We start from the raw sequence: 11,460 nt of genomic DNA, 5'->3' as shown, positions 1-11,460 counted from the left end.
TGAACGGGCGTCGACGGTTCAGCGCCGGTAGCGCTCCGCGAAGCCCGTGCACAGCGCGTCGACGCCGGCGTGCAGCAGCGGCATCGCCGCGCACAGGTCGGGGCGGTCCACCTCCACCAGCTCCTTGAGCAGCGGCAGGCCCTCGATGAGCGGGTTGTCCGCCAGGTCGGCGACGAAGCCCGCGCCCTCGAGCGAGGAGCCCGGGGCCAGCAGCAGGCGGCCGACGGCGCCGATACCCGCGCCCTGCACGTGGTTCCAGACGTGCAGGGTGAGCTCGGCGGAGTCGGCGACCGCCCCGGTCAGGTGCGTGAAGGCTTCGACGAGCCAGTGGAAACACGAGACTGCCGACGGCGCCATGGCTGCGCGCGGCATCGAGTGCGCCAGCAGCACCCACGGGTGGTGCAGGTAGAGCCGCATGTCGGCCTCGGCGGCGACGTGCGTGCGCATGCGCCAGTCCGGGTCGCCGATCAGCTCCGGCGGGTACAGGTACTCCGCGCCCACGGCCGCGGCCATGTCGCGGACCAGGGTGTCCTTGTCGGGCACGTGGCGGTACAGCGACATGGCGCCCGCGCCGAGCGCGTCCGCGATGCGACGCATGGAGACCTTCTCGAGGCCGCCCTCATCGGCGAGGCGGACGGCCTCGGCCACGATGGCCTCGCGGGTCAGAGTGGTCTCGGACACCAGCGCCCTTTCTCCGTTGACCGGGATCGACGATGCTGCGTACAGTGTACCCAGCCATGCTGCGTACGCCGTACGCGCCGTCGAGAAACGTTTCGAGGAGTTCTTCGTGTCCACCACCCCGCGCCGCGCCTGGGCCGGTCTCGCCGCGCTGCTCCTGCCGGTGTTCCTGGTCTCGATGGACGCGTCGGTGCTGTACCTGGCGATGCCCCACCTCACCGCCGCCCTGCATCCGACGTCGGCCGAGCAGCTGTGGATCCTGGACATCTACCCGTTCATGCTTGCCGGCCTGCTCATCACGATGGGCAACCTCGGCGACCGCTGGGGGCGCCGCCGCCTCATGACCTGGGGCGCCGGCCTGTTCGGCGTCGCCTCCGTGATCGCCGCCTTCGCGCCGTCCCCGGCGCTGCTCATCGCCGCCCGCGCCCTCATGGGCGTCGGCGGCGCGACCCTTCTGCCCGCCAGCCTCGCCCTCATCGCCAACATCTTCCGCGATCCGAAGGCCCGGGGCGTCGCGATCGGCGTGTGGACGGCGGCGTTCTCCTTCGGCATGGCGGTCGGCCCGGTCATCGGCGGCGTGCTGCTGCACCACTTCTGGTGGGGCTCGGTCTTCCTCATCAACGCACCGGTGTTCCTGGCGTTCCTCGTGGCCGGCCCCCTGCTGATCCCCGAGTTCCGCAGCGACACGGCCGCGCGGTTCGACCTCGTGGGTGTCGCGCTCTCGATGGCCGCGATCTTCCCCCTGGTCTACGCGGTGAAGGCGGCGGCCGGGCACGGCCTGGACGGCACCACCCTCGCCGTCGGTGCCGCGGGCGCGGTCGTGCTCGTCGCGTTCATCGTGCAGCAGCGCCGCACGGACCACCCCCTGATCCCGTTCGACCTGTTCCGCAACCGGTACTTCGCGATGGCCATCGCCGGCACCATCCTCGCGGTCTCGACACTGAGCTCGATGTCCTACCTCACCGGCATCTACCTCCAGTCGGTCGTCGGCTTCGACGTGCTCGCGGCGGCCCTTCTCGGCCTGCCCGCGGCCGCCGTCGTGGCGTACTTCTCCATGCGCGCGCCCTGGATCGAGCAGTACCTCGGCCGGCGCAGCACGTTCGTCGCCGCGCTCCTGTTCTCGGCCGCGGGCCAGCTCGTGCTGGTGGGGCTCGGCACCGACGGTCCTGCGTGGATGTACGTGCTCGGGACCGTCGTCGCCGGCGTCGGCTACGGCACGCTGTTCACGTTCGTCTCGGCGGTCGCCCTCGACGCCGCCCCGCGGGAGCGGGCGGGCCAGGCCTCCGCGATGTCGGAGATGAGCTTCGAACTCGGCACGGCCCTGGGACTCGCGGTGCTCGGGTCCGTCGCGACGGCGGTCTTCACCCGACACGACGGGATGGCACGCACACTCGGCGACACCCTCTCGCGCGCGGACGGGATCGCGGGGCCCGACGGTGCCGCGCTCGCCGACGCCGCCCGATCGGCCTGGGTCGACGCGGTCACCACGACCGTCGGCGTCTCCAGCGCGATCCTCGTCGCGACGGCGATCGCCGCCTTCATCGTGATGCGCGACCGGACGCCCGCGCCCGAGCCGGTGCACGCCTGAGCCGACGCGGGATCAGCGCGGAGTCAGCCTGAAGACCGGGATCACGCGCCCCTGCGCCGCCTGCTCGTACTCGGCGAAACCGCTCGACCGCGCGACGAACCGGGCCCACGCCTCGTCGCGCGCGGCTCCGATCAGCTCCGTGGCGGTGACCTGCGCCGTGGAGATCCCGCCCTCGTCGTTCGGGTACTCGATCTCGATATCCGGATGGGCCTTGAGGTTGTGGTACCAGGCAGGGTTCTTCGGCGAGCCGCCCGCGGAAGCCGGCAGTAGCCAGCCCTCGTCGTCGTGAATCGCGGCCAGCGGGTTCACCCGCGGCTCGCCGGATTTGGCGCCCGTGCTGTGCACGAGCGCGAGGGCCCGGCCGAAGCCCATGGCGGTCACGGTGCCGTTGTTGGCGCGGAACTCGTCGATGATGCCCTGATTGAAATCGCTCACGGCTTCATCATGCGCCCGTACCCGCGCCATCGCCACCGAGGGCCGATCCGTGCCGTCGCTCATCGGACCATCATGCGCCCCAGTACGGTCGGATGCTGTGCAACCACTCGATGCGTGGCGCGAGACCCTCGAACTCTGGGACCTCTCCCCCGACGGTGCGTCCTTCGCCACGCCCGGCAGCGACCTGCTGCCCGTGCGGTGGCGGGGCCGTGCCGCGATGCTCAAGCGCGCCAACACCACCGAGGAGCGCGCCGGCGCCGCAGTGCTCCGCTGGTGGGGCGGCGACGGGGCCGCCGAGGTCTTCGCGCACGAGGGCGACACCGTGCTCATGGAACGCGCGACGGGCACCGGCGACCTCATGGCGATGGCACTCGACGGCCGGGACGACGAGGCGACCCGGATCCTGTGCGGCACCGTCGAACACTTGCACCGGCCGCGCCCCGGGGCTCCGGCGACCGAGCTGGTCCCCCTGCGGGACTGGTTCGCCTCGCTCGCGGAGGTCCGCGGCGAAGACCCGCGGTACGCCCGGTCCTGGGTCGCGGCGCAGGCACTCCTCGCGGACCCGCGCGACGAGGTGGTCCTGCACGGCGACGTGCACCACGACAACGTGCTCGACTTCGGCGATCGCGGCTGGCTCGCGATCGACCCGAAGTGCGTCGTCGGCGAGCGCGGCTACGACTACGCCAACCTGTTGACCAACCCGGACCTGCCGACCGCGGCGGATCCGGTCCGCTTCGCCCGGCAACTCGACGTGATCGTCGCCGAGTCCGGCCTGCCGCGCGAGCGCCTGCTGCGGTGGGTGCTCGCCTTCGCGGGGCTGTCGGCCGCGTGGTTCGCCGAGGACGGCGAGACCGAGGAGCGGGAGCGGGACTTCGCGGTCGCGGATCTCGCCGCCGCGCACCTCGCGGGGGCGACGTCGTGACCGGTCTCCCGGTCGTCCTGTTGCACGGCTGGCCCGTCACCGACCTGCATTGGCAACACCTGGCCCCGCGGCTTAGGGACGCCGAGTTCGAACCCCTCGCGATCACGCTGCCCGGCCTCGGAACCCGCAACGACGGCACCTGCGACTTCCGGAAGAGTGCGCTGGCGGCGCGGGTGCGCGATCGGCTCGCCGCGGACGGGATCGCACGGTGCGCGGTGATCGGCCACGACTGGGGCGGCACCGTCGCCGTGCACCTCGCGGCCGCGGCACCCGAGACCGTCGCCGCGCTCATCGTCGAGGAGGAGGTCCTGCCCGGGATCGACGTGGCGGTCCCGTCGCCGGGGAGCGAGCACTATCCGGATTGGCACGGCGCGTTCAACCGGGCACCGGGACTCGCCGAGAGCCTCGTCCCCGGGCGGGAGGACGCCTTCTACGGCGCCTTCCTTCGCGAGAGCGCAGGACCTGCCGGACTCGATCCTGCGGTCCTGGACGCGTACGTCGATGCGTACCGCCCCACCGACGTCCACGTCGCGGGGCTCGCGCACTACCGCACGCGGGCGGACGATCTCGCCGACGTCGACGAGTTCCGCACGGACCCCATCCGAACGCCGGTCCTGGCGATCGGTGGACGGTTCGCGATGGGCGCCGCCGTCGCGGAGGGCCTGCGGCCGGTGGCGTCCGACGTCCGCAGCGTGGTGCTGGAGGAGTCCGGCCACTACCCGGCGGAGCAGGAGCCCGAGCGGACCGCCGAGGTGGTCATCGATTTCCTGCGGCGACACGGGGATCGGTGACGGCGCCGGCGGTGTCGATCACCTCGTCGAGCACCTCCCGCGCCCGCTGCAGGTCGCGAATGCCCTCGTCGATCCGGTCGCGCTCCGCGCGCAGCGTGGCGGCGAGCCAGGGCGTCGCGGTCGCGTTCGGCGACCCGTCCTCGTCGTGGATGCACGGCAGCAGCTGAGCGATCACGCCGCTCGCGAGGCCGGCCGCGAACAGCTCCTGGATGCGCACAACCCGGTCGACGGCCCGCTCGGGATAGACGCGTTGCCCGGCCACCGTCCGCGTCGACGCGAGCAGCCCCTTCTCCTCGTAGTACCGCAGCGAGCGCACGCTCACCCCGGTGCGCTCCGCGAGTTCGCCGATCCGCATCGCTTGCCCCTCACATCAGTGTCAGGTTCTAGCGTACGGACATGTCACTCCTCACGCCGTACCACAGCCGAACCCTCGACCTCCCGAATCGCATCGTCATGGCGCCGATGACGCGCCTGCGGTCCGAGCCCGACGGCTCCCCGACCGCGGACGTCGCCGACTACTACCGCCAGCGGGCCGGCGCGGGCCTGATCATCACCGAGGGCATGTGGCCCCACTCCTCCGGGCAGAGCGAAGCCCGGGTGCCCGGGCTCGCGACGGACCGTCACGAGCGCGCGTGGGCCCGGGTCGTCGACGCCGTGCACGCCGAGGGCGGCCGCATCGTCGCGCAACTCATGCACGGCGGGCGCAAGGGTCACCCCGCCGCCCGGATCGACGGTTCGGTGCCCGCGGGCCCGTCGGCGGTGCCCGACGGCGACGTGCTGCACCTGCTCGACGGTTCCAAGGCTGCCTGGCCCCGCCCCGCAGCGATGTCGAACGCCGAGATCGAGGCCACGGTCGCGCAGTACGCGGCCTCCGCTCGTCGGGCCGTGTCGGCAGGCTTCGACGGGGTGGAGCTGCACGGCGCCAACAGTTACCTGATCCACCAGTTCCTCGCGGGCAACACGAACCTGCGCGACGACCGCTACGGCGGACCGGTCACGAACCGGATGCGCTTCGCCCTCCAAGTGGTGGACGCCGTATCCGACGCCGTCGGCGCCGCGCGCACGGCGATCCGGCTCTCGCCCGGAAACCCGCAGTTCTCCATGGTGGAGCGGGATCCCGCCGAGCTGTACCGCGGCCTCGTCGACGAGCTGAGCCGCCGCGGCCTGATGTACCTGCACCTGACCGACAACGACGACTACCCCGCCCTGGCGGACCTGCGACCGCGCTTCGACGGCACCGTCATCGCGAACGTGGGCGAGAACCGTGCGCCCACGTCGGCGCCCGCCGCCGAGCGGGCCCTGGCCGACGGTGCCGACCTGGTCTCCTTCGGCCGCGCGTTCATCGCGAACCCCGACCTCGTGGAGCGGATCCGGCGCTCCCTGCCGTTGTCGGCGATCCGCGAGGACGTGCTCTACGGTCGCACGGCGGAGGGCTACAGCGACTACCGTGCGCCGCGCGCGTCCTCCGCGGCAGTCGGTGACGTTCAGAACGTACATTCGATATAGTTTTCTCCCTCGAAAACTTGTCGGTGGGCCCGAGTAGCGTTCTGGTATGGACGAAAACACTGCCGTAGAGCAGGATCAGCCTCCCGATAGCACGGTTGGAGCGGACGTGGTGGATCGGTTGCGTTCGAGTGAAATCCAGCGCTGCCGGTTGGCGGTCGAACAGTATGCGCTGGCGGCGGACCTGCTGCGGCAACGCGTCTGCGAACGCGTCGCGGCGGGGGTGCCGCAGGACCGGTGGCAGCAGGGCGTCGCCGGCGAGGTCGCATTGGCATTGCACATATCCCCGCACACCGCAGGCCGATTCCTGGCTCGGGCGGTGGAGTTGGAGAGGTACATGCCGCACACCCGCGCCCGGCTGTACGACGGTGACCTCTCCCCGGAAGCCATCCCCACCCTCCTGGCAGGCCTGTCGCATCTGGACATCGCCGACCGGCGACGCGCCGACGAGGAGCTCTGCGCGGATCGGGCAGTGCTGGCGGGGTTGGGACTCAAACAGTTGGCGGGGAAGGTGCAGCAGGTCGCGTACCGGCTCGATGCACAGGCCACAGTGGACCGGATTGCGGCGGCGGAGAAGGACCGCACCGTCACCCTGCGGCCCCTGCCGGAGGGCATGGCCCGCCTGTCGTTGCTGCTGCCGATGGCGCAAGGAGTCGGCGCGTACGCGGCGCTGCGCAAACACGCCGACGGGCTGGTGGGGCGCGATCAGGAACTGCGGAGCCGACTGCAGATCATGGCCGACACCGCGTTCGCCCGCGTGACCGGCCGCGACGCGGCCGACGGCCAACCCGTCACCGTGAACCTCACCATTTCCGCCCAGATTCTCATCGGCGATGAGCCGGGCGCCGCGCACCTCGACGGTGGCGGGAGCATGCCGGCGGAGATCGCCCGCAACCTGATCGGGAAGGCCGCTAGCAAGGAGGTGGCCTGGGTGCGCAGGTTGTTCGTCGCACCGGAGACGGGTGCGGTGGTGGCGATGGACTCCCGGCAGCGCCTGTTCCCCGACGGGCTGGCAGAGATCATTCGCTTGCGGGATCGGTACTGCCGCACCCCCTACTGCGACGCACCCATAGCGCACACCGACCACGTCACCCCCCACGCGAAAGGCGGAGCCACGAGTTTCGAGAACGGGCAGGGCCTGTGCGCGGCGTGCAACTACGCCAAGGAAGCCCCCGGCTGGCGCAGCGCAACCATTGACGACGAATCCGGTCGGCACACCGTCGAAACCCGAACCCCGACAGGACATGTCCACCGATCCACCGTCCCGAAACAGGCGGCCTGAGGGGGCACGCTGGAAGTCACCGGGTCTCGATGAAGGAGTCCGTCGCGGACTGTCCCGGATGGAGATGCTGCTGAACCTGGTCGAGGACCTCAGGGGCGATGGCGAAGCCGTAGAACCACAGCGCCCAGTCGAAACCGGCCGCCGTCCAGTGATGGATGGGTCGGTCAGTGCTGTCGATGTTCCATCGCCCAGGTTGGTGCGCGCGCCGACGCAGGTAGCCGTCCGCGTGAGGAGCCGCATCGGATCGAACCCTCACTGCGAAGCTGCCGTCCTCACCGAGCTCGTCGACGTCTGTGATCACGAGGTCGACCGGAACCTGCACCGTGAACGACCGCACGCCCAGGTCGGACTCGAGCCTGGACAGGCGGTCGGCCTGCGATTGCTGGTACTCCGCACGCGCCGCAAGGGATTCGGCCGCGCGGCGCTCATCCATGGAGACCGCGACGCCGCTCCAGGTGAATAGTGCATCGTCGATATGCCCGCCGACCTCGATCGAGATGAACTCGACCGAAACGTCGAACTCCGCGTTCCCCTGATGCAACACCGCGCCCGACTCGCGGTCAACGACGATCTGGATCGGAGCCGGCTTGTGCGGGGGCGGCGCCAGTTCGACGGCCCAGCAGTCCCTCCCGAGGAATTCGATGTCACTGACAGGCCCCGTCGGCTGCGTGAAGTCGTCGCCGTTCAACCAGTCCTGAGCACTCCGCGATACCAACAGCTCCGCTCCCGGGCCGCCGTAGTAGACGCGACCGGCGGCGGCGTACTCCGGCGGCTCCCGCTCCTCACCGAACTGCCAGGCGGTGGTTCCGTCGCAGAGGTGCAGCGGCGAACCGTCGGGCCCTTCCACCCGCACCCGACTGCCGTCGCGCCACACCCGGACGTCGTCGCCGCCGGTGCCGACCCACATCGGCGGGGCGCCGATGAACCCGACGGTCTCGGTCCGCCCGAGCGCCTCCGCGTTCCGGGTACGCACGATCCCGTGCACAGGGACGCTCGGGCCGTCCACCAGTTCCTTGAGGACCTCGATCCACTCCGTCATGGTCTCAGCCGGCGGGGATCGGTAGCGGCGCGGGCGCGGTCCCGGCGCCGAAGGGGCTGCCGCCCAGCTTCTCCCGGCCGTGCGGACTGAACCAGTTCCGCAGGTCCGGACCCTTCGGAACGATGCCCGACGGGTTGATGTCGCGGTGCACCTCGTAGTAGTGCCGCTTGATGTGGTCGAAGTGCGTGGAGTCGCCGAACCCCGGGGTCTGGAACAGGTCCCGCGCGTAGGCCCACAGCACCGGCATCTCGCTGAGCTTCTCCCGGTTGCACTTGAAGTGGCCGTGGTACACCGGATCGAACCGGGCCAGCGTGGTGAACAGCCGCACGTCGGCCTCGGTAATGGTGTCGCCCACCAGGTACCGCTGCGTGGCGAGGCGCTCGGAGAGCCAGTCGAGCCGGGAGAAGAGCTGGTCGTACGCGGCGTCGTAGGACTCCTGCGAGCCCGCGAAGCCGCAGCGGTACACACCGTTGTTGACGTCGCGGTAGACCAGCTTGTTCACCTCGTCGATCTCACCGCGCAGGTCCTCCGGGTAGAGCTGCGGCGCGCCGGGACGGTGGAAATCCGTCCACTCGAGCGAGAAGTCGATCGTGATCTGCGGGAAGTCGTTCGTGACGACGGCACCCGTCGGCACGTCGACGATCGCGGGCACCGTGATGCCCTTCGGGTAGTCGGGGACGCGCGCGAAGTAGGCGTCCTGCAGGCGCGGGATCTGCAGGACGGGATCGAGGCCGCCGGGGTCGAGGTCGAAGGTCCACGACCGCTTGTCGTGGGTGGGGCCGGCGATGCCGAGGGAGATGGCGTCCTCGAGGCCCAGCAGCCGCCGCACGATGATGGTGCGGGTGGCCCACGGGCAGGCGTAGGAGGCGACCAGCCGGTACCGGCCCGGCTCCACGGGATAGCCGTCGCGCCCGTCGCGGGTGATGCGGGTCTCGATGTACCGGGTGTCGCGCTCGTACGGCTGGTTCTCGGTGACGTAGCTGCCCTGTTCCTCGCTCATGGCATCAAGGTTAGTGACGCCCGCGGGGTAACGTCGAGTGATCGTTACCCGATACAAGCATTGCCCGTCGATGGAGCCCGCGTCGACCTCCCGTACTGGAAGGAACGAAGCCATGCGCAAGCCTCTGATCGCACTCGCCCTCTCCGCTGCGGCGGCCGCGACCGGCGTCGCGTCGGTCGCCGCCGGGGCCGGGACCGCCGGAGCCGCTCCGGTCTCCTGCCCCGAGCTCCCCCAGGACCGGATCGACAGCGCGATCCGCACGATCGCGCCGCCGATGCCCGGGGTCCCGTGGAAGGTCACGGCGATGGGCGGCTCCGTGGACTGCACCCTGAACTGGGTGCGCCTCGACACCGACCGCGGCACGGGGAGCTCGCCCGTGCAGATCCTGCTCTTCGACCACAAGAAGTTCGCCGGCACCCCGACGCCGAAGGGCGACGCCTTCACCTCGGTCGTCGGCAGCAACGGGCCCGGTCAGATCACCATCCGGTTCAAGTGGCTGGCCCCGAACGATCCCAACGCCGCACCGTCGGGATCGGCCGACGTCCGGTTCCAGACGATGCCGCAGGACACCCCGCAGCCGCTGGATCCGATCCCGCCGCAGGTCGCGGACTGACATCAGGCCTGCGCCGCCGCCCACTCCTCGACGCGGGCGGCGCTCTCCTCGTCGCTGAGGTCCTCGACGCGGGTCATGATCGACCAGCGCACGCCGAACGGGTCGCGGATGCTGGCGAACCGGTCGCCGGAGACGAAGTTCGCCACCGGCTCCCGGACCGTCGCGCCCGCCGCCTCGGCACGCGCGACCACGTCGTCGACGCTGCTGCAGTAGAGCCCCAGCGAGTAGCAGTCGGCGTCACCGTCGGGCATGGGGACGAGGCCGAACTGCGGGTTGGGCTCGCCGAGCTGGAGCCGCCCGTTGCCGAAGTCGAGTTCGGCGTGGACGACGACGCCGCCCATCTCGGTGACTCCGAGCGAGCGCGCCCCGAACACCGAGGTGTAGAAGTCGATGGCCGCCTTGGCGTTCGGGATCGCGAGGAAGGGCGTCAGCGCGGAGAAGGAGTGCGGGACGCCGTCGGTGGTGTGTGCGCCGTTGGCGGCGGTGATGTTCTCTGTCATGCCGATAACGCTACGAGCGCAGGCCGACCCGTCGATTGAACATTCGCGACAGACCTCGGGCCTACGATCGATCCGTGAACCCCCGCGGCATCCTCTACCCGGCACAGCTGCCCACCTTCGAGCGCCGGGCGGCCTCCCCAGCCGCGGACCCGCTGGTGCGGTGGTTCTGGATCTCCCAGTGGGAGATCGCACCCGGCCGCACGTCCCGGCAGGACGTACTGGCCTTCCCCGCCCTGAACCTGGTGGTCGAAACAGATCTCATCGGGCTCGCGGGCGCGACCACGGAACGTTCACACCGCGACCTCGTCGGCACCGGCTGGGCCGTCGGCGCGCTGCTGCGGCCCGCGGCGACGCCGGCGGTCACCGACGACGCGCGCGCGATCCTGGACGCCTATCCCCCCGTCGACGCTCCGGCGTTGCACGAGACCGTCGCCGCGGCGATGTGCCGCGGGGACCTCGCAGGCGCGTGCGTCGCGGTCGAATCCTGGCTCACCGCACGGGTTCCGACGGTGTCCGACGACGCCGAGCTCGCCAATCGCCTGGTCGTGGCCATCGAGGAAGACAACGAGATCCTCACCGTGGAGGACGCGGCGGCCACGATCGGGGTCTCGCCGCGGACGGCGCAGCGCCTCACCCGGCGATTCGTCGGGCTCACTCCCCTCGCGCTGATCCACCGCCGCCGGCTGCAGCACGCGGCGCACCTGCTGAGCACGGAGCCGGGCACCGCGGTGGCCGACATCGCCGCCGAGCTGGGCTACGCCGACCAGTCGCACCTGGTGCGGGACTTCCGCAAGGTCCTCGGATTCACGCCAGGCGGTTACCGCCGGACCGCGCAGTGATCAGTCCTTGCGGGTCACCCTGTCGGCGACTCCGTCCGACGCCTCTCGCGCCGTGTCGAGGTTCTCGCTCGCCAGCTTGACCCCCTCGGCCGTCGCCTCCGTCGCGATGTCCGCCGCGCTGGTGGCCATCCGGCTGATGCCGCCCTTCAGGTCGCCCTTGAGCACCTCGCCCGCGCCCTCGACGATCTCGCCGGACTTGCGGACCGAGTCCGCCGCGATCTTGGTGACCGCCTCGATGTTGTCCTGGATCCGCTTGCCGATCATCGCCGC

The 11,460-nt window shown here is 70.9% G+C and carries 14 protein-coding genes; 7 read left to right on the top strand and 7 right to left on the bottom strand.

The annotated features are described in order from the left end of the window. Positions 1 to 18: 18 nt before the first annotated feature. A complete protein-coding gene (locus tag ACM9LD_RS11590) occupies positions 19 to 681 on the bottom strand; it encodes a TetR/AcrR family transcriptional regulator (protein ID WP_415676804.1) in 663 nt (220 codons plus the stop codon). 106 nt (positions 682 to 787) lie between these two features. On the opposite strand from ACM9LD_RS11590, the gene ACM9LD_RS11585 reads away from it, so the two are divergent. Then, positions 788 to 2,266, top strand: a complete 1,479-nt coding sequence (locus ACM9LD_RS11585) for an MFS transporter (protein WP_415676803.1) — start codon at positions 788 to 790, stop codon at positions 2,264 to 2,266. A 12-nt stretch (positions 2,267 to 2,278) separates the two neighbouring features. On the opposite strand, the gene ACM9LD_RS11580 is transcribed toward ACM9LD_RS11585, so the two are convergent. Then, positions 2,279 to 2,701, bottom strand: a complete 423-nt coding sequence (locus tag ACM9LD_RS11580) for a nitroreductase/quinone reductase family protein (protein ID WP_415676802.1) — start codon at positions 2,699 to 2,701, stop codon at positions 2,279 to 2,281. A 97-nt stretch (positions 2,702 to 2,798) separates the two neighbouring features. On the opposite strand from ACM9LD_RS11580, the gene ACM9LD_RS11575 reads away from it, so the two are divergent. Together ACM9LD_RS11575 and ACM9LD_RS11570 are read left to right on the top strand one after the other, a co-directional pair. Continuing rightward, complete coding sequence (locus tag ACM9LD_RS11575; protein ID WP_415676801.1) at positions 2,799 to 3,623, top strand: aminoglycoside phosphotransferase family protein; 825 nt, start codon at positions 2,799 to 2,801, stop codon at positions 3,621 to 3,623. Further along, on the top strand, positions 3,620 to 4,414 hold the full coding sequence (locus ACM9LD_RS11570; RefSeq protein ID WP_415676800.1) for an alpha/beta fold hydrolase: 795 nt from the start codon (positions 3,620 to 3,622) through the stop codon (positions 4,412 to 4,414). Before ACM9LD_RS11575 ends, ACM9LD_RS11570 begins: the two co-directional genes overlap by 4 nt. On the opposite strand, the gene ACM9LD_RS11565 is transcribed toward ACM9LD_RS11570, so the two are convergent. After that, positions 4,380 to 4,769, bottom strand: a complete 390-nt coding sequence (locus tag ACM9LD_RS11565; protein WP_415676799.1) for a MerR family transcriptional regulator — start codon at positions 4,767 to 4,769, stop codon at positions 4,380 to 4,382. The genes ACM9LD_RS11570 and ACM9LD_RS11565 overlap by 35 nt on opposite strands. A 41-nt stretch (positions 4,770 to 4,810) precedes the next feature. Here ACM9LD_RS11565 and ACM9LD_RS11560 point away from each other — a divergent pair, with 41 nt between their 5' ends. Beyond that, positions 4,811 to 5,920, top strand: coding sequence for an alkene reductase (locus ACM9LD_RS11560; RefSeq protein ID WP_415676798.1), 1,110 nt, complete (start codon positions 4,811 to 4,813; stop codon positions 5,918 to 5,920). 46 nt (positions 5,921 to 5,966) lie between these two features. Then, complete coding sequence (locus ACM9LD_RS11555) at positions 5,967 to 7,199, top strand: HNH endonuclease (protein WP_415676797.1); 1,233 nt, start codon at positions 5,967 to 5,969, stop codon at positions 7,197 to 7,199. Between the two features lie 16 nt (positions 7,200 to 7,215). Here ACM9LD_RS11555 and ACM9LD_RS11550 read toward each other — a convergent pair whose 3' ends face one another. Both ACM9LD_RS11550 and ACM9LD_RS11545 read right to left on the bottom strand, forming a co-directional pair. Continuing rightward, positions 7,216 to 8,205 (bottom strand): hypothetical protein, encoded by a 990-nt coding sequence (locus ACM9LD_RS11550; RefSeq protein ID WP_415676796.1) that lies wholly within the window; start codon positions 8,203 to 8,205, stop codon positions 7,216 to 7,218. A gap of 37 nt (positions 8,206 to 8,242) precedes the next feature. Next, positions 8,243 to 9,238 (bottom strand): glutathione S-transferase family protein, encoded by a 996-nt coding sequence (locus tag ACM9LD_RS11545; protein WP_415676795.1) that lies wholly within the window; start codon positions 9,236 to 9,238, stop codon positions 8,243 to 8,245. A 112-nt stretch (positions 9,239 to 9,350) separates the two neighbouring features. On the opposite strand from ACM9LD_RS11545, the gene ACM9LD_RS11540 reads away from it, so the two are divergent. Further along, positions 9,351 to 9,851, top strand: a complete 501-nt coding sequence (locus ACM9LD_RS11540) for an LppP/LprE family lipoprotein (RefSeq protein ID WP_415676794.1) — start codon at positions 9,351 to 9,353, stop codon at positions 9,849 to 9,851. A gap of 2 nt (positions 9,852 to 9,853) precedes the next feature. Here ACM9LD_RS11540 and ACM9LD_RS11535 read toward each other — a convergent pair whose 3' ends face one another. Next, entirely contained in the window at positions 9,854 to 10,351 is a 498-nt protein-coding gene (locus ACM9LD_RS11535; protein WP_415676793.1) for a VOC family protein, read from the bottom strand. Positions 10,352 to 10,425: 74 nt separating this feature from the next. Here ACM9LD_RS11535 and ACM9LD_RS11530 point away from each other — a divergent pair, with 74 nt between their 5' ends. Then, complete coding sequence (locus ACM9LD_RS11530) at positions 10,426 to 11,190, top strand: AraC family transcriptional regulator (protein WP_415676792.1); 765 nt, start codon at positions 10,426 to 10,428, stop codon at positions 11,188 to 11,190. Here ACM9LD_RS11530 and ACM9LD_RS11525 read toward each other — a convergent pair whose 3' ends face one another. Then, the gene (locus tag ACM9LD_RS11525; RefSeq protein WP_415676791.1) at positions 11,191 to 11,454 is read right to left on the bottom strand and encodes an Rv1893 family protein; all 264 of its coding nucleotides are present in this window, start codon (positions 11,452 to 11,454) and stop codon (positions 11,191 to 11,193) included. Positions 11,455 to 11,460 lie beyond the last annotated feature (6 nt).

Source organism: Tsukamurella hominis (genome assembly GCF_965137015.1).
Lineage (GTDB): Bacteria > Actinomycetota > Actinomycetes > Mycobacteriales > Mycobacteriaceae > Tsukamurella > Tsukamurella hominis.
The sequence above is the reverse complement of the archived record's forward strand: the minus strand, read 5'-3'. Positions and strand labels throughout refer to the sequence as shown.

What these genes read in the sequence shown, in the direction of transcription:
- ACM9LD_RS11540 (WP_415676794.1), top strand. Translation starts at nt 9,351, where the DNA reads ATGCGCAAGCCTCTGATCGCACTCGCCCTCTCCGCTGCGGCGGCCGCG.
- ACM9LD_RS11565 (WP_415676799.1), bottom strand. Translation starts at nt 4,769, where the DNA reads ATGCGGATCGGCGAACTCGCGGAGCGCACCGGGGTGAGCGTGCGCTCG.
- ACM9LD_RS11545 (WP_415676795.1), bottom strand. Translation starts at nt 9,238, where the DNA reads ATGAGCGAGGAACAGGGCAGCTACGTCACCGAGAACCAGCCGTACGAG.
- ACM9LD_RS11535 (WP_415676793.1), bottom strand. Translation starts at nt 10,351, where the DNA reads ATGACAGAGAACATCACCGCCGCCAACGGCGCACACACCACCGACGGC.
- ACM9LD_RS11560 (WP_415676798.1), top strand. Translation starts at nt 4,811, where the DNA reads ATGTCACTCCTCACGCCGTACCACAGCCGAACCCTCGACCTCCCGAAT.
- ACM9LD_RS11525 (WP_415676791.1), bottom strand. Translation starts at nt 11,454, where the DNA reads ATGATCGGCAAGCGGATCCAGGACAACATCGAGGCGGTCACCAAGATC.
- ACM9LD_RS11555 (WP_415676797.1), top strand. Translation starts at nt 5,967, where the DNA reads ATGGACGAAAACACTGCCGTAGAGCAGGATCAGCCTCCCGATAGCACG.